This window comes from Curtobacterium sp. VKM Ac-2861, from assembly GCF_013204965.1.
GTDB lineage: Bacteria > Actinomycetota > Actinomycetes > Actinomycetales > Microbacteriaceae > Curtobacterium.
The window spans coordinates 92961-119579 of the sequence record NZ_JABMLA010000008.1; the positions used below are offsets into that span (position 1 = coordinate 92961).

A 26619-nucleotide genomic window follows, 5' to 3' on the forward strand; every position below is an offset into this window, starting at 1 on the left:
ACCCCGGCCAGCACCTGCCGATCGGGCCGTGCGAGGATCGGGGTGTGCCGAGGCGTCCAGATCCAGTTCCGCGCCCCGGCCGCGCCCGCCGATCCGACCGCACGCCGATGTCGGCTGCACAGCGCCTGTCCACGTTGCGGTGGGTGATCGTGGGCATCTGGGCGGCGCTCCTCACCGCGCGGATCATCGTCGTCGCGACGGCACCTGACGTGGACCTGTCCTGGTTCGGGATCGTCGAGTTCGGTGCGATCGCGCTGGGCGTCACGGTCATCGTGGTCGCGGTCTTCCGTGCCGCTGCGGTGCGACGTCGGCACGCTGACGAGGCCCTCGCGCTCGCCATCCGCCGCATCGACCCCACGGTCTGGCTCGTGCCGGCGGCTCCGACGACCGAACTGCGCGACGCGATCGCCGAGGTCCGGCCGGAGGTGAGCCTCGGTGCCCGTGTGACGTGGGCGTTCGGGGCGACCGAGGCCTCCCTGTGGGAACTCGACGACCGCAAGGCCACACGGTTGCTCGTGGTCCGTTGGAGCCGGGTGGTGCACGTCGGGATCGAGGACGTCCACGGCGACGGTGACCACGCCGATGCCCGTCGGGCGTGCGCGGTCGCGATCCACTACGTCCGGCCGGACGACACACCGGCGGTCGCGACCTTCTTCGTGCGGACGGCTCCCGGCTCTCGTCGGTTGCTCGGCCGCGGACAGCGGCTGGACCGGCTCGTCGCCGACCTCGCGCGCGAGCGCATCGTCGCCTGAACCGAGCGCTTCGTCGTGACCGAGCGCACTGCGGTCGGACGTGGGAAGGGCCCCGCCGATCGGCAGGGCCCTTCGAGGGTGCGGTCGTGCCGCGGTCTAGTGGGTTGACGGTTCCTGGTCGACCTCGCGGCGGTCGTCGTCGGACCACAGCGTGTGGAAGGTACCGTCCTTGTCGATGCGCTGGTAGGTGTGCGCGCCGAAGAAGTCGCGCTGCCCCTGGATGAGCGAGGCGGGCAGCCGCTCGGAGGCGAGCGAGTCGAAGTAGGACAGCGCCGACGAGAAGCCCGGCGCGGGGATCCCCGATGCGGCGGCGATCCCGACGATGCGGCGCCAGGCGGCTTCACCCTCCTGCACGGCGTTCGCGAAGTACGGGTCGACGAGCAGTGACTCGAGCTCCGGGTTCTTGTCGTACGCCTCGACGATGCGGTTGAGGAACTGGGCACGGATGATGCAGCCGCCCCGCCAGATCTTCGCCACGTTGCCGAGGTTGATGTCCCAGCCGTACTCCTTCGCCCCGGCGATGATCAGGTCGAACCCCTGCGCGTAGGCGACGACCTTCGAGGCGTAGAGCGCCGCGCGGACGTCGTCCTCGAAGCCGTCGGGGACCTCGGCGATGGCGGGCCGGTCCGGGAACGCCTGCTGCACCGCGGCACGCTGCGAAGGCTTCGACGACACTGCGCGGGCGAACACCGCTTCGCCGATGCCGGAGACCGGGATGCCGAGTCCGACCGCGTTCTGCACGGTCCACACGCCGGTGCCCTTGGACCCCGCTTCGTCGCGGATGACGTCGACGAGGGGCTTGCCGGAGTCGGCGTCGCGCTGCTTCAGGACCTCGACCGTGATCTCGATCAGGTAGGACTCGAGGTCGCCGCCGTTCCACTCCTGGAACACCTTGACCAGGTCCTCGACGGAGAGCCCGCCGACGCGGCGGAGCAGGTCGTAGGACTCGGCGATGAGCTGCATGTCGGCGTACTCGATGCCGTTGTGCACCATCTTGACGAAGTGGCCGGCGCCGTCGGTGCCGATGTGGGTCACGCAGGGCTCGCCCTCGGCGACCGCCGCGATCGACTTGAGGATGGGGCCCAGGGTCTCCCAGGCTTCCTTCGAGCCGCCGGGCATGATCGACGGCCCCTTGAGCGCGCCCTCTTCACCACCGGAAATGCCCGTGCCGACGAAGTTGAGGCCCTTCTCGCGCAGGTCGTGCTCACGCCGGATCGTGTCGTGGAAGTTGGCGTTGCCGCCGTCGACGATGATGTCGCCTTCCTCGAACTTCTCGGCGAGCTGCGAGATCACGGCGTCGGTGCCCTTACCGGCCTGCACCATGATGATCGCCGTGCGCGGCTTCGAGAGCGAGGCGACGAAGCCGTCGATGTCCTCGGACGCGATGAAGCCGGCGTCACCGTGCTCCTTGATGAGTTCTTCGGTGCGGGCGTAGGTGCGGTTGTACACCGCGACCGTGTTGCCCTCACGCGACGCGAGGTTGCGTGCGAGGTTCGACCCCATGACGGCGAGGCCGATGACCCCGATGTTCGCCTGACCAGTGCTGTCTGCCACGTCGTCTCCTTTGTCCGGACGTGACACCAACCTACGGTCGGCGCCCTGGGACCGCACGGGTGTTACGGCAACTGGGGACCACTGTTCACCCCGTCAATACTGTGGAGGGATGACCGACACCGCTGTCCTCCCACCTGTCCTCGTCATGGGCGTCTCCGGTTCCGGCAAGTCCACGATCGGGCAGGCGCTCGCCGACGCGCTCGCCGAGCAGGGCGAACCGACCGTGTTCGTCGACGCCGACGACCTGCACCCGGCCGCGAACAAGGAGAAGATGCGGCAGGGCATCCCCCTCACCGACGACGACCGCTGGCCGTGGCTCGACGCCTGCGCCGCGCAGATCGCCGCCGTCGAGGCGTCCGGGAGCCGCTGCGTGATGGCCAACTCGGCCCTCAAGCGCGTCTACCGGGATCGGCTCCGGCAGTCGGCGCCGGGCCTCGTCATCGCGTTCCTGGACGGCTCGCACGACCTCATCGCCGAGCGGCAGGCGCACCGGCACCACGAGTACATGCCGTCGTCGCTGCTCGACTCCCAGTTCGCGACGCTCGAACGGCCGCAGGCCGACGAGGCCGCCGTCGACGTCTCCATCGACGGGCCGGTCGACGACACGGTGACGACGATCCTCGCGGCGCTGTCGGTCACTTCCGGCTGAGCTCGGACAGCCGGGCGCGGTACTCCTCGGCATCGATGTCGCCGCGCGCGAAGCGGTCGGCGAGGACGCCGCGAGCGTCGGAACGGGCCCGCCACGACCCGCGTCGGAGCACGCCGAACACCAGGAAGACGACGAGGAACACGACCAAGAAGAACACCGGGAACACGAAGAACGGGAAGCCCGGGCCCTGCCAGTGCGGCCCGTACGTCGCTGCCGCGGTGAGTGCTGTTGCCGAGATGGTGCTGAACACGGGGACCTCCAGTGGTCGGGTTGGGTGCCGCAGGAGCGACAGGACAAGCGTCCGGTCTGGAGGCCCGTCCCGCGTCCGCCACCGAGGCGCACTTCCGTCTGCTCCCACGGGCGTGGACGGGGTTCTCCTGCACACCCCGGTACTCCCGGGGGAGTACTCCACAGGTCCTCGTGCGGCCGATGCCGCCGCGGACGGGCGACCCTAGGCTCGACCCATGACCACGGCACCGCGCAGCGACGACCTCGACCGGGCCGGTGCCCGGTGGCGGGGCCGTCCCCGGTTCGCCCGGGTCGGGCGGGTCGTGCCGGTCGCGTTCGTGCAGATCGTCGGGACCCTGGTGGCCGCGCGGATCACGCCCGCCGGTCCGGGCGGACCACCGTGGACCCGATCCGCGGCGGCCGTCGGAGTGGACCCGGTCGTCCTGGGCCCACTCGCGGTCGCGCTGCTCGTGGCGGGGGTCGTCGTCCTGCCGTGGCGCTGGCGGTGGCCGCGGTCCGTGCTGTTGCTGACCTTGGCCACGACCGTCGGGTACGCCGTCGTCGTCAGTCCGCGCGGACCGTTCGTGGCCGCCTTGACGATGGCGATGGCGAACGCGTGGTTGCGCGGCCACCGTCGGACCGTCGCTGCTGCCGCGGTCGTCGCAGTGGCCGTCCTGCCGACGGCCGACGTCGTGCTCGGTCGGGCACCGACGATCGACCTCGCGGCCGTCGGACTCTGCGTCGCGTGGGTCACGGTGACGATCGTGGTCGCCGAACTCGTCCGGGTGCGGACCGAACGCGTGGCCGAACGCCGTCGTGCCCGTGCCGAAGCCGAGCGTCGGCGCGCGGGTGAGGAACGGGTGCGCATCGCACGGGAGCTGCACGACTCGGTTGCCCACAGCATGTCCCTCATCACCCTGCAGGCCGGCGTCGCGCTGCACCTCGGTGCGGAACTCCCGGCTCCGACCAGACAGGCCCTGGTCAACATCCGCGACTCGAGTCGCGATGCCCTCGTCGAGCTCCGGACGATCCTCGGGGTCCTCCGGTCGGTCGACAGCGACCGGCGCGACGGTGACGGTGACGGACCGGACCGGAGTCCCGTCCCCGGACTCGAACGTGTCCCCGACCTCGTGGAACGTGCCCGAGCCGCCGGCGTCGCCATCGAGCTCTGCGTCGACGGCGATCTCGGGTCGGTGCAGGGGACCACCGGGCGCAGCGCGTTCCGCATCGTGCAGGAGTCCGTGACCAACGTCATGAAGCACGCCCCGGGGCACGTCGCTCGCATCGAGGTCACCATCGGACCCGACGTCGTGGACCTCGCAGTCGAGGACCGACCGACGCCCGGCGCGCCGACCTCGTCCGAGGGCACCGTGCCGGCCGGACTCGGCACGACGGGCAACGGCGTCATCGGCATGCGGGAGCGAGCGGCCGCGGTCGGCGGCGACCTACGAGTCGGCCCGACGACGGACGGCGGCTGGCGGGTTGCGGCCAGGTTGCCGCTGGCGACGGATGGTTCGGTCGACTCCGCGGGTGGCGCAGTGGACCCGGCCGACGCGTCGGAAGGTGGCAGCGCATGACCACCATCACCGTCCTGCTCGTCGACGACCAGGTGCTCGTCCGAGCCGGTCTCCGGGCGCTCCTCGATGCCGAGCCGGGCATGACCGTCATCGGCGAGGCGGGGGACGGGGACGACGCCGTCGACCTCGCCCGCAGCCTGCGTCCCGACGTCGTGCTCATGGACATCCGGATGCCGGGCACCGACGGCATCGCTGCGACGCGACGGATCAGCGCCGACGCCGCGCTCGACGGGGTGCACGTGGTCATCCTCACGACCTTCGAGCAGGACGACTACGTGTTCGAGGCGATCCGCTCCGGTGCCGCCGGGTTCCTGGTGAAGGACACCGAGCCGGCCGAACTCCTCCGGGCTGTCCGCACCGTGGTCGCCGGGGATTCGCTCCTCTCGCCGCGGGCGACCCGCTCCCTGATCGAGGCCTACGCGACCCACGCCAAGCCCGCGTCCCTCGCTCCGGGCCTCGGCGTCCTCACCGCCCGTGAGCGCGAGGTCATGCAGCTCGTCGCGATCGGCCTCACCAACACCGAGATCGCCGAGCAGCTCTTCGTCAGCCCGCTCACCACGAAGACGCACGTGTCCCGCGCGATGATCAAGCTCGGCGCCCGTGACCGCGCGCAACTCGTCGTCTTCGCCTACGAGACCGGCCTCGTCACCCCCGGCTGGCAGCCCTGATGCCCCGGTACGCTCGCGGGATGAACGTCATGCGCACTGATCTCGACGCACTGCTCGACCGCGCGCTCACCGAGTACGCCGACGCGCTCACACGCCTCGCGACCCGCCTGAGCTGACCGGACTCACCGCCGCGTCGCGCGGACGGCAGCGTGCGGCCGCCGTCCCGGATCGACCCGGACCCGGACGTCCACCACGTCGAACCCGTGGTCGTCGAGGACCTCCGCCAGCGCGCCCGTCGGCCACCGGTACGCCGTGACGACCGCGTGGTCGAAGGACTCGATCGAAGGCCCCTCGAAGAACCCGACCAGCAGGCCGCCGCCCGGCCGGAGCACCCTGCGGAACTCGGCGAAGACCTCGCCGACGCAGGACGGATCGTGGTGGATCACGGAGTACCAGGCGAGCACCCCGTCGACGCTGCCGTCGTCGAGACCGGTGGACTCGATCGCGCCCAGGCGGAAGTCGACGCCGTCGTGCGCACGTCGTGCGTGCTCGACGAAGGGTGCGACCGCGTCGATGCCGATCACTGCGTGCCCACGATCCGCCAGGTGTGCGGCCCAGTGCCCCGGCCCGCACCCTGCGTCGAGGATGCGCGCACCGGATCCCGACGCCCAGGCCTCGACCTGTGTCCGGTCCTCGTCGTGGACGGCCGACATCGATCCGAGGAGCTCCGCGTACTCCTCCGCACGGTCGCCGTACGCAGCGGTCACGTCGAGGTCCATCGTCCGACCGTACCGGCGCCGGTGGCAACGGACGGCAACAGTCGCCGTCGGCACCTCGGACGAGTTGCATGGACCGCATGTCGTCCAGGGGACTCGGCGTCGTGGCCGGGGCAGAACTGACCGAGGTGGTCCGCCGCGCGGGCGCCGACCACGTGGAGCCGACGATCGCCGGCAACCTCGCGGTCCAAGACGGAACGGGGTGGCAGCGGAACGAGGTCTACGCCGGCCAGCGGTTCCCGTCCTTCGCCATCCTGGTGCCCGGCGACCTCCCGCTGCTGACCACGGAGCTCGGGACGGTCCGGTCCTACTTCGAGTCGGTCCTGCCGATCGTGCGGTCGGTCGCGGAACCGGGCGCGACGATCGTCTTCGGGTCGGGGACCGCTCGGAACGCTCCCGACGGCATGGCGGGCGACGACGCCCTTCGCCGGTTCGGCGAGGTGGTCCGGACCGCACGCGATGTGGCCGCCGCGAACGACCTGCGCATCGTGGTGGAACCCCTGAGCCGCGCGGAGACGAACGTCCTGCACACGGTCGAGGCGACGGTGGCGTTCCTCGAGGGCGCTGGCCTCGACGGCGTCGGCGTCGTCGCCGACCTGTTCCACATCCGGAACGAGGGCGAGTCGTTCGAGGTCCTGCGGCGCCACGGCGACCGGATCGGGCACGTCCACCTCAGCGATCCGGACCGTCGGCCGCCCGGCACGGTCGACGACGTCTGGCGCGAGTTCCTCGCCGCCGTGCACGACGGCGGGTACCGGGGCGCCGTCTCGCTCGAGTGCCGGTGGGCGCCCGACGCCGAGACCGCCGAAGCCGAGATCCGTTCCGCGCTGGAACGCGTCCGCAGCGTCACAGCCACGGCCACGGCCCCGGCCCGCACCGCTACAGCTTGAACGTCGCCCGCGGGATGTCGGACACGATCCGCCGTGCGGTGCGGACGGCGTCCTCTTCCGAGATCTCGTGCGTGACGACGAGCGATGCCAGGTACGCCGCGTCCGCTCGCCGCGCCATGTCGTGCCGCGCGGGGATGGAGCAGTACGCCCGGGTGTCGTCGATGAACCCGGAGGTCTTCGTGAACGACGCCGAGTCGGTGATCGCGGAGCGGTAGCGGCCGATCGCCGCCGGGGTGTCGATGAACCACCACGGTGCTCCGGCGTACACGGCGGGGTAGAAGCCGGCGAGCGGGCCGATCTCGCGCGAGAAGACGGTCTCGTCGACGGTGAACAGCACGAGGTGGAAGCCCGGAGCGGTGCCGAAGGAGTCCAGGAGCGGCCGCAGCGGCGTGGTGAAGGAGCCGACGGCGGGCAGGTCGTGGCCGGTGTCCGGGCCGAAGCGTTCGAGCGTCGGTGCGTGGTGGTTGCGGATGACGCCGGGGTGCAGCTGCATGACGAGGCCGTCCTCGACGCTCATCTCGGCCCAGCGGTAGAGCATGTCGTGCCGGTACGCGGTGGCGTCCGCCTCGGAGACGGACGACGGGTCGCGGAGCGCCTCGGCGTGGATACGCTCGCGCGACGTGGCGGACAACGGCGACGATCCGGCGTCGAGCACCCCGGTGTCCGTGGCGGTCGCGCCGTGCTCGATGAAGTACTGGCGACGTGCGCGGAGTGCTGCCAACAGCCCTGCGTGGGTGCCCGTGTCGATGCCGGCGGCCTGCCCGATGGACGCGACCACGGGCCTCCAGTCCGGCCGCGACGGGTCGAACACGGCGTCCGCGCGGAACGTGGGGACCACCCGGCCGGTGAACGTGGGGTCCGCGGCGAGCTGCGCGTGCGCGGCGAGGTCGTCGGCAGGGCCGTCGGTGGTGGCGAGGACCTCGATGCCGAAGGTGTCGAACAGGGCGCGCGGGCGGAAGGCCGGCGACGCCAGCAGGCCGGCGATGTGGTCGTACTGGGCGTCGGCGTTCGCCGCCGACGGCTGCTCCGTCAGTCCGAAGACGTCGTGCAGCTCGGTCTCGAACCAGTAGCGGACGGGGGTGCCGAGGAAGTCGTCCCAGTGGTCCGCCAGGTTCCGCCAGATGGCGCGACCGGGAGGCACGGGGCTGGTCCCCGACAGGTCGGCGCGTCCCAGCGCGGCCAGGTCCACCCCGTTCGCGTGCAGCAGGCGGAGCACGTAGTGGTCGGGCGTGATGAGCAGCGACGCGGGGTCGCTGAACGGCTGGTCGGCGGCGATGAGCGCCGCGTCGACGTGGCCGTGCGGGGAGATGATCGGTGCGTCCTTGACCGCGTCGTAGACGGTCCGTGCCACCTGGCGTGCACCGGGGTCGGCGGGGAGCAGCCGGTCGGGGTGCGGGGCGAGACGGGTGGCGGTGCTGGTCTGGGTCATCATCGACTCCTTCGAGGACGGTACGGACGGCGGGGCGCGGCGGGGCCGGCGGGTGCAGCGGGCGTGCGCCGGTGTCAGGCGGGCGCAGGGCCCGTCGACTCCCGGACGGTCAGGTGGGTGGGCAGTGCGACGGCGCCGGTCATGTGCTCACCGGGCAGCTCGTCGGCGGGGATCGCACCGAGGCGGCCGAGCAGCATCCGGATCGCGACCCGGCCGGCGCGTTCGATCGGCGAGGTCATGGTGGTGAGCGGCGGGTTGCAGAAGTCGGCACCGAAGATGTCGTCGCAGCCGACGATGCTCACGTCCTCGGGGACGCGGACGCCCCGTTCCCGCAGCCGCGCGAGCATGCCGATCGCGATCAGGTCGTTGAAGGCGATGCAGGCCGTGGCCCCGGCGTGCACGGCGGCGTCGGCGGCTGCGGCTCCGGAGTCGACGAACGGCGCGTGCGGCCCGATGCGGGCGACGCGGACGCCGAGGCGCTTCGCGACGCGCACGAGCGCCTTCCACCGGCGTTCGTTCGACCACGAGCTGTCCGGACCGGCGACGTAGAGCACGTCGCGGTGGCCCAGGGAGACGAGGTGCTGCACGGCCTGCTCGACGCCACCGGGGGTGTCGATGAGCACCGAGGGCACCCCGGCGGGGCGACGGTTGACGACGACGAGGGGGATCCGCTCGGCGAACCGGGCGATCTGCGCGTCGGACAGGCGTGAGGCGGTGAGGACGACGCCGTCGGCCTTCGCGCCGATCGAGCTCAGGGTGGCGAGCTCGGCGTCGGCGGACTCCTCGGTGTCGACGAGCAACTGCGTCCACCCGGCGCCGGCGAGCTGGTGCTGCGTACCGCGGATGACGTCGAAGTAGAACGGGTTCGTGATGTCGGAGACGAGCACGGCGACGGCCCGGGTGCGGCCGGACGTCAGGGCGCGTGCCTGCGAGTTGGCGACGTAGCCGAGTTCGCGGGCCGCTCGTTGGATGCGCTCCTGCGTGGTGTGGTTCACGCGGTCGGGCAGTGAGAGCGCGCGGGACACGGTGGACGGGGCCACGCCGGTCGCGTCGGCGATGTCCCGGATGGTCACGCGCCGGGCGGCGCTGAAGCCGGCGCCGGCGCTCGTGTCGGCGCTCGCGTCGGATCGCGTGCCGAAGCCGCTGCCGGCGCCGGAGACGTCGATGTCTGTGTCGCTCACGAGGCCGAACGTATTCGCGTCTGGCAACAAGTGGCAACCGGTTGCCGGATGTTGCCAACGGCGGAACAGTGGTGCCACCGGGCAGCGCCGCCCGGAGGAGGTCTCGAGGAGGAAGCCCCCGGATGAACAGAACACGGCTGAAGCCCCGCACCCTCGTCGGTGCCGTCGCGGTGATCGCCCTCGCCGCTCTCTCCCTGCAGGGCTGCGCCGTCGTGAACGGCAGCGGCGACGACCCGAACACCCTCCGCGTGATGATGGGCGCGGACACCACGTACCCCAAGGAGCGCAAGCAGTGGCAGCAGGACACCGCTGCCGAGTTCAAGCGCACCACCGGTGCGGACATCCAGTGGGAGACCTACTCGTCCGCGCAGGAGGAGTTGACCGCCATCCAGACCAGCGTCATCTCCGGCCAGGGCCCCGACGTCTACGCCATCGGCACCACGTTCACCCCCACCGCCTACGCCACCGGTGCCTTCGTCGAGATGGGATCGAAGGAGTGGCAGGCCATCGGCGGCAAGGACCAGTTCGACCCGGCCTCGTTCGGCATCTCGGGTCCGAGCGACTCGAAGCAGATCGGGATCCCGTTCGCCAGCCGTCCGTTCGTGATGGCCGTCAACAAGGACCTGCTCGCGAAGGCCGGCATCACCGACATGCCGACCACGTGGGACGAGCTGACCGAGGACGCGAAGGCGACGACGACCGGTGACCGGCACGGCCTGGCGATCGCCTACGCCGACGGCTTCGACCCGTGGAAGTTCGTGTGGGGCATGGCGCAGAACGCCGGCAACACCATCGTCGACGGCACGAAGGCCGAGATCGACAGCGACGCCGTCGAGAACGCGTACCGGACCTACTTCGACTGGGTCACGAAGGACGGCGTCGTCGACAAGGCCGCGATCGGCTGGAACAACGCGCAGGCCCTGGCCCAGTTCACCGAGGGCAAGGCCGCGTTCTTCCCGATGACGACGACCACCGCGATCAACTCGTTCAAGGACACCAAGGTCGACGGCAAGTACGAGTTCGCCCTGCTCCCCACCGTCCCGCCGGGGGCCAGCGAGCGCCCGGCCGACGGCATCGAGGCCGCGAGCATCCTGTCCGGCGACAACTGGGTGGTGGCCGACTACGGCACGAAGCAGCAGCTGTCCTTCGACTTCGTCAAGCAGCTCAGCGCACCGAAGGCGCAGCTCGAGTACTACGACCTGTTCGGCAACCTGCCGACCAACGCGTCCGCCGCCGCTGACCTGGCGGCCGACAACCCGCAGCTCAAGCCGATCATCGACGCGGGCCGCCTGTCGAAGCCCACCGCCTTCACCGGCGCCTGGTCCGACATCCAGCTCGCCCTGGTCGACGTGGTCGTGCAGTCGATCCCGTCGCTCAAGAGCGGCGAGGTCACCGACGACCAGCTCCGCAAGCGTCTGCAGGACGCCCAGAAGGACGCCCAGTCCACCCTCGACCGTCAGAAGAACGGAGGTCTGTGATGACCAGCACCCAGACCAGACCGCCGCAGCGCACGGAGCAGACGGTCCGCCCGCACGGCACGACGCCGCTGTACAAGAAGGAGCGTCCGCTCTGGATGCTCATCCCCGGCGGGGTCCTCATGCTCGCCGTCATCGTGGTGCCGCTCCTGGTGGGCTTCTACATCGCGATGCTCGACCTGGACCAGTACACGCTGCGGCAGTGGTTCAGCGCTCCCTTCATCGGCTTCGCGAACTTCACCGAGGCCTTCACGAACTCGCCCCTGCTCCACTCGATCTGGATCTCGGTGTCGCTGTCCGTCCTGGTCACCGCGGTCACCGTGCCGATCGGCGTCGCGGCGGCGATCTCGACGCAGAACCGGTTCCCGGGGCGCGGCCTCGTCCGGTCGATCTACCTGATCCCCTACGTGCTGCCCGCGTTCGTCGTCGGCACGTTCTTCCGCACGATGCTGCAGCCGCAGGGCGTCGTGAACTCGATCCTGCACACCGACGTGCTCTGGCTGAACGGCTCCGCGTCCTACTGGGCGCTGGCCGGCGTGATGATCTGGACGAGCTGGCCGTTCGTCTACCTGCTCTCGCTGGCCGGACTGCAGGCCGTGGACAACGAGGTGCACGAGGCCGCCGCGCTCGACGGGGTGACCTGGTGGGCGAAGCTCCGCTACATCATCTTCCCGTACCTGCGCGGGCCGCTCAGCCTGGCGGTGATCATCGCGATCCTGCACAACATCAACAACTTCACCCTGCCGTTCGTGCTGTTCGGCATCCCGCTGCCGTCGAGCGTCGAGGTCATGCCCGTCCTGACGTACATCGCGAGCTTCCAGTCGTTCCGCTTCGGTCTGTCCGCGGCCATGGCGATCTGCTCCCTCGTGATCGTCGCCATCCCGCTGTTCGTCTACCTGCGAGCCGTCAAGCTCGACACCGGTGACGACGCGGGCCCCAACCGGAAGCAGCGCCGCGCCGACCGCGCCACGCTCGCCGCCGCCCCGACCGCCGCCGACATCGACGGAGCACGAGCATGAGCACCCAGAGCACATCCTTCGCCGGCACCACCCGGACCCGCCCGACGTCGACCTTGACCGAGAGCATCACCGCACCCGGTCGACGCCACAAGCGCCCCTACGACACCGACGTCACCCGGCTCCTGCCCCGCTGGCTGCTCATCGTGGTGATCGCGATCATCATCGCGTTCATCGCCGTCCCGGTCCTGTACATCCTGTTCGGCTCGGTGAACTCGGACGTCGCGGTCGCCCGCGGCGAGTACTTCCCGTCCGAGTTCACGCTGTCGAACTACGTCGAGATCTGGTCGACGGTCGCCCTCGGCGAGGGGCTGGTCAACTCGATGCTCACCGCCGGCGCGGTCGCCATCGCGAGTGCCGCGCTCGCCGTGTCCACCGCGTACGTCCTGGTCCGGTTCCGGTTCCTCGGCCGCCTGACCATCCTGCGTGGGCTCCTCGCGCTGCAGTCGATCCCCGGCACGCTCCTGCTGCTGCCCGTGTTCGTGGTGTTCTCGAACATCGCCAGTGCCACGGGCGTGCAGATCATCGGCACCCGCTGGGGTCTGTTCGTCACCTACCTGACGTTCGCCCTGCCGTTCTCGACCTGGGTCATGGTCACGTACCTGCGTGGTCTGCCCAAGGAACTCGAGGAGGCCGCCCGCATCGACGGCGCCTCGAGCACGAAGATCCTGACGAAGATCGTCCTGCCGCTGTCGTGGCCCGGCATCGTCGTCTCGGCGATCTTCGCCTTCCTGCTCGGCTGGAACGACGTCCTGTTCTCCACGATCATGACGACCCCGAACACCCGGACGGTGGCCGTGGTCCTGCAGGTGCTCGGCACCGCGCAAGAGGGCGGTGCTGTCCCGATCTACGGCCAGATGATGGCCGCCTCGATCGTCTGCGCCGTGCCGGTCGTCGCCCTGTACCTCATCTTCCAGCGCTACCTGGTGGGCGGTCTGACGGCCGGCTCCGTCAAGTGAGCGCGGCAGTCACCGCAACCCAGAACCGGACTGGAGGCCCGTGGCGGCCCCGCCACGCGCCTCCCGTCCGACACGAAAGGACACCATGACCGACCAGCCCACGTGGGAACTCTCCGGCTTCGGCGACGAGATCGACTCAGACCCCGTCGTCCAGGTCGCGGTCCTGCAGGCGCTCGGCGCGAGCGCCATCGAGGTCCGCAGCGCCTGGGGCGTGAACGTCGTCGACCTCGACGAGGACCAGCTCGCCGGACTCCACCGCCTGCTCGAGGAGCGCGGACAGACCGTGTCCGCCATCGCCTCGCCGATCGGCAAGGTCTCCGTCGACGAGCCCGTCGAGCACGAGGTCGGACGGCTCGGTCGCGCGATCGCCGCCGCGCACGCCCTCGGCACCACGAACATCCGGATCTTCTCGTTCTACTTCGAGGGCCGGCAGCCGGAGGACGTCCGCGACGACGTCCTCGTCCGGATGCGCGCCCTGGCCGACCTCGCCGCACGCGAGGGCGTGACCCTGCTGCACGAGAACGAGAAGGACATCTACGGCGACGTCCCCTCGCGCGTGCTCGACATCGTCGAGAGCGTCGGGTCCCCGGCGCTCCGACTGGCCTGGGACAACGCGAACTACGTGCAGTGCGGCGTCAAGCCGTTCACCGACGGGTGGGCGCAGCTCGCGCCCTACGTCGACTACCTGCAGGTCAAGGACGCCCTGGCCGCCGACTCGTCGGTCGTCCCCGCGGGTGAGGGCGACGGCGAACTGCTCCAGACCCTCACCGCGCTGCGCGACGCCGGCTACTCCGGCTACGCCTCGCTCGAGCCGCACCTCAGCGACTTCACCTCCCTCGGCGGGTTCTCCGGCCCCGCGGCCTTCGGTCGCGCCGGTCGTGCCCTCCGCACCCTCACCGACCAGATCGGAGTCACCCTGCGATGACCACCCCACTGAAGTTGGCAGTCGTCGGCGCCGGCGTCATCGGACGCCACCACGCCACGGTCGCCGTCCACCACCCGGACCTGCAGGTCGTCGCCCTCGTCGACGCGATCCCCGCCGCCGCCACGAGCGCCGCCGACGAGATCGAGGCGATGGGCGTCACCCGCCCCGTCACGACGTCCACCATCGAGGAGGCGATCGCGCAGACCGACATCGACGTCGTCGCGATCTGCTCGCCCTCCGGCATGCACGTCCAGCTCGCCGAGACCGCCCTTGCCGCCGGCAAGCACGTCGTCATCGAGAAGCCCCTCGACACCACGATGCCCCGGGCCCGGCAGATCGCCGCGCTCGCCGCAGCGGCACGCGACCGTGGACTCGTCACGAGCGTCATCAGCCAGCACCGCTTCGACCCGGCCTCGGCCGCCGTCGCCGCAGCCGCCCACGACGGCGGGTTCGGCACCGTGACCTCCGGCCTGGCGAGCGTCGCCTGGTACCGGTCGCAGGGCTACTACGACTCCGGCGACTGGCGTGGCACCTGGGCGCTCGACGGTGGTGGCGCCGTGATGAACCAGGGCGTGCACACCGTCGACCTGCTCGTCTGGGCGCTCGGCCGTCCGGTCGAGATCTCGGCCCAGACCGGGCTGCTCGCGCACGACCGCATCGAGGTCGAGGACACCGCCGTCGCCACCGTCCGGTTCGCCGGCGGCGCGCTCGGCGTCATCCACTGCACGACCGCCGCGTACCCGGGCCTCTCCGCCCGCTACGCCGTGTACGGCACGCACGGGTCGGCGATCGTCGACGACGACCGCCTGGCCTACTTCCACATCGCACCCGACGCCGCGACCCTCGAGTCCGCGTCGACCACCTCGAACGCCTCGGCGGTCGCGGGCGCGGTCGACCAGAAGGACGACGTCGTCCCGCCGGAGCACGTCGTCGGCGGCCCTGCCGAGCCCGACCACTTCGCCGCAGGGCACGGTCGGCAGTACACCGACATCGTGGCCGCGATCCGCGAGGGCCGTGAGCCCGGCGTGACCGTCGACGCGGCCCTCGTGTCGCTCGCCACCGTCCGCGGGCTGTACGTCAGCGCGACGCTCGGCCAGCCCGTCCGCATCGACGACGTGATCGACGGCAAGTACGACGACGTGGTGCCGGTCGTCGGCGCACCCGCAACCGCCACCGCGACCGAAGGAGCCACCCGATGAAGTTCTCCGTGTTCACCGCCTCCACCCCCGACTGGACCCCGTCGCAGGCCGCCTCGACGCTGGCCGAGCAGGGCTGGGACGGCGTCGAGTGGCGCATCGTCGACGACCGCCCCGCGGACGGCACCGTCGTGCCCGCCGGTCGCTCGTTCTGGGCCGGCAACAACTCCACGTGGCAGTTCACCGGCATCCAGGACCAGGTCGGCGAGATCGCGCGGATCACCGACGCCGCCGGCCTCGAGTACTCCGGCATCGGCGGGTACCAGCAAGCGTCGGACCACGAGGGCGTCGAGACGATGCTCCGCGTCACGAGCGAGCTCGGCGCCCGCCAGGTCCGCGTCTCGATGCCGATGTACCGGCAGGAGAAGGAACGCACCGGCGAGACGTACGGGCAGATCTTCGACCGCACCCGCGCCGACCTCGAGTGGGCCGTGACCCGGGCGACCGAGCTCGGCGTCAAGGCGCTCGTCGAGCTGCACCACATGACGATCACGCCCTCGGCCTCGGCGGCGCTGCGGCTCGTCGACGGCCTCGACCCGGAGCACATCGGCGTCATCCACGACCTCGGCAACCTGGTCATCGAGGGGCAGGAGGACCACCTCGCCGCGTTCGAGCTCCTCGGCCCGTACCTGGCACACGCCCACGTGAAGAACGCCCGCTGGGTCGACACCGGCGACACCCGCGCCGACGGCAGCACGATCTGGCAGAACGAGTGGGCGCCGCTGCGCACCGGGCAGGCGTCCGTCTCCGAGTACCTCGACGCCCTCCGCCAGGTCGGCTACGACGGCTGGGTCACCATCGAGGACTTCTCCACCGACCTGCCCCTCGAGGCCCGCACCGCCGACAACCTGGCGTACCTGCGGTCCCTCGTCCCGGTGTCGGCATGACCGATCGCCGACCGGGCATCGTCCACCTGGGGGTGGGTGCGTTCGCGCGCGCCCACCTCGCCTGGTACACCGCCCACACCACTGGGGAGCCGTGGGGCATCACCGCCTTCACCGGCCGCTCGCCCGCGGCGGCGGACGCCCTCACCGCGCAGGACTGCCGGTACACGCTGGTCACGCGTGCTGCGTCCGGCGACGACGCCGAGGTGGTCGACACGATCGTGGCCGCCCACCCGGGCAGCGACGACACGGCCTGGAGGCACGTGGTCGCGTCCCCGGAGACCACCATCGTCACGCTGACGGTCACCGAGCAGGGCTACCGGTCCGGTTCCGACGTCCCGGCCCGGTTGGTCGCGGGGCTCGACGCCCGGCGGACGGCCGGCGGCGGGCGCATCGCGCTGGTCAGCCTCGACAACCTGACGCACAACGGCGCGGTGCTGCGCGAGGCCGTGCTGGGCGCCGCCACCGACCCCGGACTGCGCGCGTGGATCGAGGCGAACGTCTCGTTCCCGTCGTCGATGGTCGACCGGATCACCCCCGCGACCACCGACGCCGACGTCGAGGGTCTCGCCGCCCTGCCGGGAGCACTCGTCGGGGACCGGGTGCCCGTCGTCACCGAGCCCTTCGCGGAGTGGGTGCTCGAGGACGCCTTCGACGGGATCGACCGCCCCGCGTGGGAGACCGCCGGCGTGCGCATCGTCGACGACGTCACCCCGTACGAGCAGCGGAAGCTCTGGCTGCTGAACGGCTCGCACTCGCTGCTCGCGTACCTCGGGCTCCAGCTCGGGCACGAGACCGTCGCCGCGGCCATCGACGACCCGGTGTGCCGTGCCGCCGTCGAGCAGCTGTGGGACGAGGCCGCCCGCGAACTGCCCCTGCCTGCCGACGAGGTCACCGACGCCCGTGCCGCCCTGGTGGACCGGTTCCAGAACCCCCGCATCCGGCACACCCTGCGGCAGATCGCCTCCGGTGGATCGCAGAAGCTGCCCGTCCGGGTCGTCGACGTTGTGCGGCACCGACTCGAGCGTGAGCCGTCCGCCGGCATCGGGCCCGGCGCCGCGACCGCGATCGCCGCGTGGTGGCTCCACGTCACGACGCAGCCCGACCTCGTGGACGACGACGGAGCCCCCGGGGCAGACTCGGACGTGCGCGACGTGCTGCGCGTCATCGCCCCCGACCTCGACACCACCGACGTGGTCGACGCGATCACCGCGGCGGCCGACGACATCCGGGCGGCGAGCACCGCCGCACGCACCACCACCAGCACCGCCCGAACGAGCACCGACGAAGGAGTCCACGCATGACCGACACCACCACGAACCCCGCGGCCCCGGTGCCGGGCGCCGCCGACACCGGCGCGGCGACCGGGCACACCTCCGGGCGTCCGGACACGTGGGCGTCGGCCGACCGCGGCCAGCTCATCGAGCGTGCCGAGGTCATCGTCACCAGCCCGAACCGGAACTTCGTCACGCTGAAGATCACGACCGCCGACGGCGTCACGGGCCTCGGTGACGCGACGCTGAACGGCCGCGAGCTCGGTGTCGCCACGTACCTGTCCGAGCACGTCGTGCCGCTGCTGATCGGCCGCGACGCCAGCCGCATCGAGGACGCCTGGCAGTTCCTGTACCGCTCGTCGTACTGGCGTCGCGGCCCGGTCACGATGGCGGCGATCGCGTCCGTCGACATGGCGCTCTGGGACATCAAGGCCAAGGTCGCCGGCATGCCGCTGTACCAGCTCCTCGGTGGCGCATCCCGCACCGGGCTGATGGCCTACGGACACGCCTCGGGCAAGGAGCTCCCCGAGCTGTTCGACTCGATCCGCGAGCACCAGGAGGAGGGCTACCGCTCGATCCGCGTGCAGACCGGCGTCCCCGGCCTCGAGAGCATCTACGGCATCGCGTCGAACAAGACCACCGAGGGCAACGAGGGTGTCCGGTACGACTTCGAGCCGGCACAGCGCGGAGCCTTCCCCGCCATGGAGGACTGGGACACCCGCGCCTACCTGCGCCACGTGCCCACCGTGTTCGAGGCCGTCCGGAACGAGTTCGGACCCGAACTGCCGCTCCTGCACGACGGGCACCACCGGATGACCCCGCTGCAGGCCGCGAAGCTCGGCAAGTCCCTCGAGCCGTACGACCTGTTCTGGCTCGAGGACTGCACCCCCGCCGAGAACCAAGAGGCACTCAAGCTCGTCCGGCAGCACACCACCACGCCGCTCGCGATCGGCGAGGTCTTCAACACGATCTGGGACTTCAAGGACATCATCCGCGACCAGCTCATCGACTACGTCCGCGGAGCGGTCACGCACATGGGCGGCATCTCCCCGCTCAAGAAGACGATGGACTACGCCGCGATGTACCAGATCAAGTCCGGGTTCCACGGGCCGACCGACATCTCGCCCGTCGGCCTGGCCGCCCAGATGCACCTCGGGATGGCGATCCACAACTTCGGCATCCAGGAGTACATGCAGCACGGGCCGCAGACGAACCAGGTGTTCCAGCAGACCTTCACCTTCACGGACGGCTACCTGCACCCCGGTGACGAGCCCGGCCTCGGGGTCAGCCTCGACGTCGACGAGGCCGGCAAGTACCCGTACGAGCAGGCCTACCTGCCGTTCAACCGCCTGGCCGACGGAACGGTGCACGACTGGTAGCGGCAAGCTGTGGGTGTGGAGTTCGCAGAGGTCGCCCGGGAGCTGCTGCTCGTCGCGCCCGATGACTTCGTCGCCGAGCGCACGGCCCGCCAGCGTGCGGTCCGGAAGGACGACCGGGCCCTGGCGGCGGCGATCGGGAAGCTCCGGAAGCCGGCCCCGGCAGCGTGGGTCGTGGACCTGCTCGCGCACGACGGCGCCCTCGACGACGCGGTCGACCTCGGGCCAGCCCTCCGGAAGGCCCAGGCCGACGCCGACCCCGGCGAGATCCGGACACTCCGACAGCACCGCTCCGAGGTGATCGAGGCGTTGACGCAGGCCGGCGCCGACCTCGCCTCGGACGCCGGACACCCGGTGACGGCGGCGGTGCTGGCACAGGTGCGGGCGACGATCGAAGCTGCGATGGCCGATCCGCACGCAGGCGCCGCTGTGCGTTCGGGGCTGCTCGTGACGCCCTTGGAGAGCGTGGGGTTCGACGCGGTCGACCTGGACGGGGCGCTCGCGGATCCGGACGCGGTGCCCGACGCCTGGTCCGGCAGCGATGCCCCACCCATCCCGATCACCCAGGCGAGGGGCGCGCGGAAGGCGAGCCGTGCCTCCCGGTCGACGGAGACGGAACCCCAGGACGGACCGGAGGCGGACGCCCAGCCCGAGCCGAAGCGTGACCCGGCCGCCGAGCGGAAGGCCGCACGCCAGGCGGAGACCGCCGCCCGGAGCGAGTCGCGCGACGCCGATGCCGCACTCGACGCCGCGGAGGCGGACCTCGAGCAGGCCGAGGAGCGCCGGGCCGACCTGCAGCGCGAGCTCGATCGGGCGATCGCGGAGATCGAGGCCCTCGAACGGGCGCGCGACGCCGCCGAGGCGACGAGCAACGACGCCCGCGAGCTGCTGGCGGCTGCCCAGGAGCACCGGCGCAGCCTCGGTCGCTGAGCCTCGCGGAGCGATCCTTCCCATCACGCGCGCGATGGAAAGTCGAATCGGGCGTACTCGGTCAAAAGGAACGACCACCTACGCCCGGAACGACCCACTACGCCCGGAACGACCCACTACGCCCGGAACGACCGCCGATCGTTACACAACAGTTGTCGTTCTTGACGAGCAGCGTTGGAGCGGTCTAACGTCGGACACCATGCTTCGGGCCGGCGATGGTCCGCCGGGATCCGTCTCCGCATCAGCACGGGGCGCCCCGGGTACAGGACTCGCATCATCGCCGACGCCCGACCGCCCGCAGCCACTGCGCGGGCGGTCGGGTGCGTGGCGCGCGGCGCACCCCGGAGACATGCCGCGATGCCGGGTCGAGCACTCCGGGGCCCCTCCAGGAGAGACGACACATGTCGGAACCCCGCACCAACCGCACCACGACCATGACCCCGCCGAACGGCGTGACGACCGCCCCACCTGCCACCGCACCACCGGCTGCCGGGCGCGAGGGCTTCATCGCCCGCCTCGGCATCCCGCACCCGCTGCGCTGGGGCTTCCTCGGTGTCCTCGTCTTCATGACGGGCGACGGCATCGAGTCGAACTTCATCGCTCCGCACATCGCCGCGGCCCTCGGCTCGGGCGGTACGGACAGCGCCGCGATGGTGATCGGCATCTACGGCGTCGCCGTCCTGGTGGCGTCCTACTTCGCCGGCGTGCTCTCCGAGCTGTGGGGCCCGCGCCGCGTCATGACGATCGGGGCCGTCCTGTGGGTGGTGTTCCAGGTCGCGTTCCTCGCGGCACTGCCCACCGGGTCGGTCGGGCTGATCGCCCTGACGTACTTCCTGCGCGGACTCGGCTTCCCGCTGTTCGCCTTCTCGTTCCTCTGCTGGGTGAACCACACCGTGGCGCGCGACCGGAACGCCACGGCCGTCGGCTGGTTCTACGTCGTCTTCACCGGCGGCCTGCCGACGCTCGGCTCGCTCATCGCGATCGGCAGCATCCCCGCGTTCGGTGGCGGCCACACGGGTGAGACGTGGTCGATGGCCCTGTCGCTCGTCCTGGTCGTGGCCGGCTGGGTGATCGTCCGGTTCGGCGTGCACGAGCGGACCGGGCTCGGCCGCATCGCCCCGCGCTCGCACTCCGCCGCACGGGTCATCGCCAGCGGCATCGAGGTCTGCATCACGCGCCCCAAGGTCCTGCTCGCCGTCCTGATCCGGCTCGTCAACACGGCGCCCGAGTTCGGCATGTTCGTGATCATGCCGGCGATCATCGGTACCGAGCTCGGGTGGGGCCAGTCGAAGTGGCTCACGATGACGGTGATCGTCTACGCCGGCAACATCCTGTTCAACGCCTTCTTCGGTGCCCTCGGCGACCGCATCGGCTGGATCCGCACCGTCAAGTGGTTCGGCATCGGCGCCTCGGCGATCGGGCTGCTGGCCTGGTGGTACGTCCCGCACCTGGTGCCGGCCGGTTCCGAGTGGGGCTTCTGGCTCGCCACCGCCGCGGGCACGGTGTTCGGCATCATGCTCGCCGGGTTCACGCCCATGGGCGCGATCGTCCCTGCCTTCGCCGGCGAGGAGCGCCGCGGCGCCGCGATGGCCATGTACGCCACGGCGGCCGGCGGTGCGACCTTCCTCGGCAACGCCGTGGTCAGCGCCGTCCTGCCGTGGGGTGGGCCCGGTGGCGTGGTCTGGACGTTCGTCGGCCTCTACGTCCTCGCCTTCGTGGTGCTGTCGTTCCTCAAGGTGCCGAAGGAGGCGGTGGCCGCTGGGCACTGAGGCACGACACGCCCGGCGGGTGCTGGTAGAGTCGGTGATTGACTTCGGCGAGGGCCGCGACAGCGGCCGTGATCGACGCGGTGGGAGACCCGGCCCAGCCCAGGGAACGTTCCTCACGCGTGCACGCGTTCGAGTTGCAACACCACAGACCCCCACGATGCCGGACCGCCGGTGTCGACCCCCGAGACCAGGAGGCACCATGGCCGACTACACGAAGCTCGCAGCGGACGTCCGCACCAAGTTCGGCAAGGGTGCAGCGCGCAAGCTCCGCGCCGCCGACAAGATCCCGGCAGTGGTCTACGGCCACGGCACCGAGCCGAAGCACATCTCGCTGCCCGGTCACGAGACCATGCTGCTCGTCCGTACCGCCAACGCGGTCGTCGACCTCGACATCGAGGGTGCGGCCCAGCTCGCTCTCGTCAAGGACGTCCAGCGTGACCCGGTGCGCCAGATCATCGAGCACATCGACCTCGTGGTCCTGCGCCGCGGCGAGAAGGTCACGGTCGACGTGCCCGTCGTCATCGAGGGCGAGTCCTTCTCCGGCACGATCCACGTGCAGGACCTGAACACCGTCTCCCTGCTGGTCCTGGCGACCGACATCCCGGAGCACGTCGTCGTCAACGTCGAGGGCCTCGAGGACGGCGTGCAGATCCACGCCGCCCAGCTCGAGCTCCCCGAGGGCGCCGAGCTCGAGACCGACGCCGAGGCGCTGGTCGTCGCGATCGTCACCCCGCGTGGCACCGCTGACGACGACGCTGCGGACGAGGCCTCGGCCGAGGCCGGTGCCGAAGCCGGTGCCGAGGGCGGCTCCGAGCCGGTCGACTCCGAGTAACACCCCTTCGAAGGCATCTGGTCGACGCTGTGGCGGATCGAACGTTGGTCGTGGTCGGACTCGGGAACCCCGGGCCCGACTACGCCGGCAACCGTCACAACGTCGGCCAGATGGTCCTCGACGAACTCGCCGCCCGCATGGGTGCGCGGTTCAAGAAGCACAAGACGCCGAACCAGGTCGCCGAGGGGCGCCTGGTGCCCGGCGGTCCGCGCCTGGTGCTGGCGAAACCGGGCTCGTTCATGAACACCTCGGGCGGACCGGTCTCGTCGGTCCTCGGGTTCTACAGCGACACCCCGGCCGACCTCGTCGTCGTGCACGACGAGCTCGACCTGCCGTTCGACACCGTCCGCCTCAAGGGCAGCGGGGGTCACGGCGGGCACAACGGGCTGCGCGACATCATCAAGGCCACCGGCACGAACGAGTTCACGCGCGTGCGGGTCGGCATCGGTCGTCCGCCCGGTCGTCAGGACCCCGCCGACTACGTGCTGCGTGACTTCTCCGCAGCCGAGAAGAAGTCGCTGCCCATCCTGCTGGCCGACGCCGCGGACGCGGTCGAGGCGATCGCCGAGGTCGGACTCGTCGCCGCGCAGCAGCGGGTGCACGCGCCGTCCTGACCGCGCTGACCGATCCCGGCCGTGTTCGCCCGTCGCGCACCACGCGGGCGGTGTCGGTGGGGGCCGGTACCATCTCCTGAGTGACGATCTCGGGCATCATCCCTGCGCTCTCGCGCGCCTCCGCGTTCGATCGCGTGCTCCGCGCCGCGCCTCGTGACGCCGACTTCTCGGTCGTCGACGGCCTGCGGGTCCCACTGCTCGGGGCGCTGCTCGCCGAGCGGAACGGGCCGCAGTGCGTGCTCGTCATCACGGCGACGGGGCGTGAAGCCGAAGCGGTCCGCGACGCCCTCGGCAGCTACGTCCCCGACGCCGACGTCCTCGAGTTCCCGGCGTGGGAGACCCTCCCGCACGAACGGCTCAGCCCGAGTGCCCAGACCGTCGGCACCCGCATCGCGACGCTCCGCAGGCTCGCGTCCTGGTCCGCCGCCGCCGCCGACGCCGCCGACCGCCGCACCACCATCGTCGTGGCGAGCGTCCGCGCAGCGCTGCAGCCGATCGCCGCCAACCTGACCTCGCTCGCACCCGTCGTGCTGCGCACCGACTCGCGCGGCAACGACCTGGCCGCCATCGCCGCGAAGCTCGTCGACATGGCCTACGCCCGCGTCGACCTCGTCACGCGGCGCGGTGAGTTCGCGGTGCGCGGCGGCATCCTCGACGTCTTCCCGCCCACCGCGGACCACCCCGTCCGCGTGGACTTCTTCGGCGACGAGATCGAGGCCGTCAAGGCGTTCTCGGTCGCCGACCAGCGCACGACCGAGGACGACCTCGGCTCGGTCGAACTCACCGCCTCGCGCGAACTCCTGCTCAGCGACGACGTCCGGCAGCGGGCGCGCGAGATGCTCCACGAGTTCCCGAACCTGTCCCAGATGCTCGCGAAGATCGCCGAGGGGATCCCGGTCGAGGGCATGGAGTCCCTCGCCCCCGCGCTCGTGCAGGACCTCGTCCCGATGACCTCGTACCTGCCCGAGGACGCCACCATCGCGGTGTTCTCGCCCGAGCGGGTGAACGGTCGCGCGAACAGCCTGGCCGAGACGAACACCGAGTTCCTGCAGGCCGCGTGGAGCGCCGCGGTCGCCGGGGCCCAGGCGCCGATCGACCTCGACGCCGGCAACTTCCTGACCGTGCAGCAGCTCAAGAACACCCGCGGCCAGCGCACCTGGTGGACGGTGTCGCCGTTCGACTCCGGTCTCGACGAGGGCGACACCGCGCGCGTGCTCACCGACGCCGAGGCAGCAGCCGAGGCGGGGGAGTACATCCGCGTCCGAGCCGAGGCAGTACCGAGCTTCGCGGGCAGTGCCGACGGCGCGATCGCGCACGTCAAGGCGCTCACCGATGACGGGTGGGCGGTCGTGGTGACCGCCCAGGGCCAGGGTCTGGTCGAGCGGGCGGTGCAGGTCCTCGCCGACGCCGGGGTCGCAGCCCGTGCCGAAGCCCTGCCCGCGCCTCCCGAGCCGGGTGTCGCCATCGTCACGACGGCCACCGTCGAGCACGGCTTTGCCATCCCGGATCCGCGCATCGTCGTGCTCAGCGAAGCGGAGTTCTACGGCCGGAGCGTCCAGCAGGGCGCGCGCACCGTCAAGAAGCTCGCCAGCCGTCGCAAGAACGTGGTCGACCCGCTGCAGCTCAAGCCGGGCGACGTCGTCGTGCACGCGACCCACGGCATCGGCAAGTTCGTGGAACTGGTGAGCCGCGAGGTCAGCTCCGGCGGCCGCAACGCGGTGAAGACGCAGCGCGAGTACCTCGTGCTCGAGTACGCGCCGTCGAAGCGGAACTACCCCGGCGACAAGCTCTTCGTCCCGACCGACCAGCTCGACCAGCTCTCGCGGTACGTCGGTGGCGAGTCACCGACCCTGTCGAAGATGGGCGGTTCGGACTGGTCCGCCGCCAAGTCGAAGGCCCGCAAGGCCGTCCGCGACATCGCCGTCGACCTGGTGAAGCTGTACTCGGCGCGGATGGCGTCGAAGGGGCACGCGTTCGGCCCGGACACCCCGTGGCAGCGCGAGTTGGAGGAGGCGTTCCCGTTCGCCGAGACGGCCGACCAGCTCACCACGATCGACGAGATCAAGCGGGACATGGAGCGGCCCATCCCGATGGACCGCCTGCTCTCGGGCGACGTCGGCTACGGCAAGACCGAGGTCGCGATCCGCGCCGCGTTCAAGGCGGTGCAGGACGGCAAGCAGGTCGTCATGCTCGTGCCGACGACGTTGCTCGTCCGCCAGCACATGGAGACGTTCCAGGAGCGCTTCGCCGGGTTCCCCGTGCACCTGCGCGCCCTGAGCCGGTTCCAGTCCGAGAAGGAGTCGAAGGAGACCATCGCCGGGCTCGCCGACGGCACCGTCGACATCGTCATCGCGACCCACCGGATCCTGTCGCAGGGCATCACCTTCAAGGACGTCGGGCTCGTCATCATCGACGAGGAACAGCGGTTCGGCGTCGAGCACAAGGACCAGCTGAAGAAGTTCAAGACGAACGTCGACGTCCTGGCGATGTCGGCGACGCCGATCCCACGCTCGCTCGAGATGGCGGTCACCGGGATCCGCGAGATGTCGACCCTCGCGACCCCGCCCGAGGACCGCCACCCCATCCTGACCTTCGTGGGGCCGCAGTCCGACCTGCAGGTGGCTGCAGCGATCCGCCGCGAGCTCCTGCGCGAGGGCCAGGTGTTCTACGTGCACAACCGCGTGCGGGACATCCAGGGCGTCGCCGCGCACCTGGCCGAGATCGTTCCGGACGCCCGCATCGCCGTGGCACACGGGCAGATGTCCGAGAGCACCCTCGAGCAGGTCATGGTCGACTTCTGGGAGCGCCGCTTCGACGTCCTCGTGTCGACGACGATCATCGAGACCGGTCTCGACATCGCGAACGCGAACACGCTCATCATCGACAAGGCCGACAAGTACGGGCTGTCGCAGCTCCACCAGCTGCGCGGACGTGTCGGCCGAGGGCGCGAGCGCGGGTACGCGTACTTCCTGTACGACTCCGAGAAGCCCCTGTCCGAGACCGCACAGGATCGCCTCGAGACCATCGCCGCGAACAACGAGCTCGGCGCGGGCATGCAGGTCGCCATGAAGGACCTCGAGATCCGCGGCGCCGGCAACCTGCTCGGCGGCGAGCAGTCCGGGCACATCGCAGGCGTCGGGTTCGACCTGTACCTCCGGATGATCGGCGAGGCCGTCTCGCAGTTCCGCGGTGACGTGGCCGAGGGGCAGACCGAGTTGCGGCTCGAGATCCCGGTGGACGCGCACATCCCCGAGGACTACGTCGAATCCGAGCGGCTCCGGCTCGAGGCGTACCAGAAGCTGTCAGCGGCCTCGGCCCCGACGGCCCAGCAGGACGCCATCGACATGGTGCTCGACGAGCTCACGGACCGCTACGGGCAGCCGCCGCAGGCCGTGCAGACGCTGGTCGAGGTCTCCCGCCTGCGTCGGATGGCGCAGCAGGTCGGCCTGTCCGACGTGGTCGTCATGGGCTCGAACCTGCGCGTGGCGGGCAAGGAGCTCGCCGACTCGTCGCAGGTGCGGCTCAAGCGGATGTTCCCGGGTGCGAAGTGGTTCCCGCAGCAGAACGCGGCGAGCATCCCGATGCCGCGGCCGCACGACCAGGCGCTGCCGGACGACGCCCTGATCCAGTGGGTGGAGAGCATCCTCACCGCCGTGTACGGCGCGACGACGCCGGCGGAGGCGCCGGCCGCGTAAGGGGTGCAGTGGTCGCGAGCGGCGACGGAC

23 protein-coding genes are annotated in these 26619 nt (G+C 71.0%); 18 read left to right on the top strand and 5 right to left on the bottom strand.

Annotation, left to right across the window (positions count from 1 at the left end):
- Positions 1-107: 107 nt before the first annotated feature.
- Positions 108-752, top strand: coding sequence for a hypothetical protein (locus HQQ88_RS17940; protein ID WP_173170707.1), 645 nt, complete (start codon positions 108-110; stop codon positions 750-752).
- A gap of 96 nt (positions 753-848) precedes the next feature.
- Here HQQ88_RS17940 and gndA read toward each other — a convergent pair whose 3' ends face one another.
- Complete coding sequence (gene gndA, locus HQQ88_RS17945) at positions 849-2306, bottom strand: NADP-dependent phosphogluconate dehydrogenase (RefSeq protein WP_173170709.1); 1458 nt, start codon at positions 2304-2306, stop codon at positions 849-851.
- 109 nt (positions 2307-2415) lie between these two features.
- Between gndA and HQQ88_RS17950 the strand changes: the two genes are divergently transcribed.
- Positions 2416-2955 (top strand): gluconokinase, encoded by a 540-nt coding sequence (locus HQQ88_RS17950; RefSeq protein WP_173170710.1) that lies wholly within the window; start codon positions 2416-2418, stop codon positions 2953-2955.
- On the opposite strand, the gene HQQ88_RS17955 is transcribed toward HQQ88_RS17950, so the two are convergent.
- A complete protein-coding gene (locus HQQ88_RS17955) occupies positions 2942-3205 on the bottom strand; it encodes an SHOCT domain-containing protein (RefSeq protein WP_248704254.1) in 264 nt (87 codons plus the stop codon). The genes HQQ88_RS17950 and HQQ88_RS17955 overlap by 14 nt on opposite strands.
- Before the next feature lie 214 nt (positions 3206-3419).
- Between HQQ88_RS17955 and HQQ88_RS17960 the strand changes: the two genes are divergently transcribed.
- The gene (locus tag HQQ88_RS17960; RefSeq protein ID WP_173170712.1) at positions 3420-4760 is read left to right on the top strand and encodes a histidine kinase; all 1341 of its coding nucleotides are present in this window, start codon (positions 3420-3422) and stop codon (positions 4758-4760) included.
- A complete protein-coding gene (locus HQQ88_RS17965; RefSeq protein ID WP_173170714.1) occupies positions 4757-5428 on the top strand; it encodes a response regulator transcription factor in 672 nt (223 codons plus the stop codon). The genes HQQ88_RS17960 and HQQ88_RS17965 overlap by 4 nt, the downstream gene beginning before the upstream one ends.
- 122 nt (positions 5429-5550) lie before the next feature.
- On the opposite strand, the gene HQQ88_RS17970 is transcribed toward HQQ88_RS17965, so the two are convergent.
- Positions 5551-6147 (bottom strand): class I SAM-dependent methyltransferase, encoded by a 597-nt coding sequence (locus tag HQQ88_RS17970; RefSeq protein WP_173170716.1) that lies wholly within the window; start codon positions 6145-6147, stop codon positions 5551-5553.
- Positions 6148-6224: 77 nt separating this feature from the next.
- Between HQQ88_RS17970 and HQQ88_RS17975 the strand changes: the two genes are divergently transcribed.
- Positions 6225-7034: a sugar phosphate isomerase/epimerase family protein gene (locus HQQ88_RS17975; RefSeq protein ID WP_173170718.1), complete on the top strand. Its 810-nt coding sequence runs from the start codon at positions 6225-6227 to the stop codon at positions 7032-7034.
- Here the strand turns inward: HQQ88_RS17975 and uxaC are convergent.
- Entirely contained in the window at positions 7024-8463 is a 1440-nt protein-coding gene (uxaC, locus tag HQQ88_RS17980; protein ID WP_173170720.1) for a glucuronate isomerase, read from the bottom strand. The two genes, HQQ88_RS17975 and uxaC, sit on opposite strands and share 11 nt — an antisense overlap.
- A gap of 74 nt (positions 8464-8537) precedes the next feature.
- Positions 8538-9536, bottom strand: a complete 999-nt coding sequence (locus tag HQQ88_RS17985; protein WP_123673252.1) for a LacI family DNA-binding transcriptional regulator — start codon at positions 9534-9536, stop codon at positions 8538-8540.
- A gap of 230 nt (positions 9537-9766) precedes the next feature.
- Between HQQ88_RS17985 and HQQ88_RS17990 the strand changes: the two genes are divergently transcribed.
- The 13 genes from HQQ88_RS17990 (at position 9767) to mfd (ending at position 26589) form a co-directional block, all read left to right on the top strand.
- Positions 9767-11122, top strand: coding sequence for an extracellular solute-binding protein (locus HQQ88_RS17990; protein WP_173170722.1), 1356 nt, complete (start codon positions 9767-9769; stop codon positions 11120-11122).
- Positions 11122-12138 carry a carbohydrate ABC transporter permease gene (locus HQQ88_RS17995; RefSeq protein ID WP_123294721.1) on the top strand — a complete coding sequence of 339 codons (1017 nt, stop codon included), beginning with the start codon at positions 11122-11124 and terminating at the stop codon, positions 12136-12138. Before HQQ88_RS17990 ends, HQQ88_RS17995 begins: the two co-directional genes overlap by 1 nt.
- Positions 12135-13094 (top strand): carbohydrate ABC transporter permease, encoded by a 960-nt coding sequence (locus HQQ88_RS18000; protein WP_173170724.1) that lies wholly within the window; start codon positions 12135-12137, stop codon positions 13092-13094. The genes HQQ88_RS17995 and HQQ88_RS18000 overlap by 4 nt, the downstream gene beginning before the upstream one ends.
- Before the next feature lie 85 nt (positions 13095-13179).
- The gene (locus HQQ88_RS18005; RefSeq protein ID WP_123294722.1) at positions 13180-14019 is read left to right on the top strand and encodes a sugar phosphate isomerase/epimerase; all 840 of its coding nucleotides are present in this window, start codon (positions 13180-13182) and stop codon (positions 14017-14019) included.
- Complete coding sequence (locus tag HQQ88_RS18010; RefSeq protein WP_173170726.1) at positions 14016-15218, top strand: Gfo/Idh/MocA family protein; 1203 nt, start codon at positions 14016-14018, stop codon at positions 15216-15218. The genes HQQ88_RS18005 and HQQ88_RS18010 overlap by 4 nt, the downstream gene beginning before the upstream one ends.
- Positions 15215-16102, top strand: coding sequence for a sugar phosphate isomerase/epimerase (locus tag HQQ88_RS18015; RefSeq protein ID WP_173170728.1), 888 nt, complete (start codon positions 15215-15217; stop codon positions 16100-16102). Before HQQ88_RS18010 ends, HQQ88_RS18015 begins: the two co-directional genes overlap by 4 nt.
- The gene (locus tag HQQ88_RS18020) at positions 16099-17403 is read left to right on the top strand and encodes a mannitol dehydrogenase family protein (RefSeq protein ID WP_173170730.1); all 1305 of its coding nucleotides are present in this window, start codon (positions 16099-16101) and stop codon (positions 17401-17403) included. The genes HQQ88_RS18015 and HQQ88_RS18020 overlap by 4 nt, the downstream gene beginning before the upstream one ends.
- Positions 17400-18752 (top strand): D-mannonate dehydratase ManD, encoded by a 1353-nt coding sequence (gene manD, locus HQQ88_RS18025; RefSeq protein ID WP_216835063.1) that lies wholly within the window; start codon positions 17400-17402, stop codon positions 18750-18752. Before HQQ88_RS18020 ends, manD begins: the two co-directional genes overlap by 4 nt.
- Before the next feature lie 15 nt (positions 18753-18767).
- Positions 18768-19679, top strand: coding sequence for a hypothetical protein (locus HQQ88_RS18030; RefSeq protein ID WP_173170732.1), 912 nt, complete (start codon positions 18768-18770; stop codon positions 19677-19679).
- A gap of 401 nt (positions 19680-20080) precedes the next feature.
- Positions 20081-21448: an RbtT/DalT/CsbX family MFS transporter gene (locus HQQ88_RS18035; protein WP_254067235.1), complete on the top strand. Its 1368-nt coding sequence runs from the start codon at positions 20081-20083 to the stop codon at positions 21446-21448.
- 199 nt (positions 21449-21647) lie between these two features.
- A complete protein-coding gene (locus tag HQQ88_RS18040) occupies positions 21648-22280 on the top strand; it encodes a 50S ribosomal protein L25/general stress protein Ctc (RefSeq protein WP_111084831.1) in 633 nt (210 codons plus the stop codon).
- A 29-nt stretch (positions 22281-22309) separates the two neighbouring features.
- Positions 22310-22894 carry an aminoacyl-tRNA hydrolase gene (pth, locus tag HQQ88_RS18045; RefSeq protein WP_173170734.1) on the top strand — a complete coding sequence of 195 codons (585 nt, stop codon included), beginning with the start codon at positions 22310-22312 and terminating at the stop codon, positions 22892-22894.
- An 80-nt stretch (positions 22895-22974) separates the two neighbouring features.
- A complete protein-coding gene (gene mfd, locus HQQ88_RS18050; RefSeq protein ID WP_173170736.1) occupies positions 22975-26589 on the top strand; it encodes a transcription-repair coupling factor in 3615 nt (1204 codons plus the stop codon).
- Positions 26590-26619: the final 30 nt, after the last annotated feature.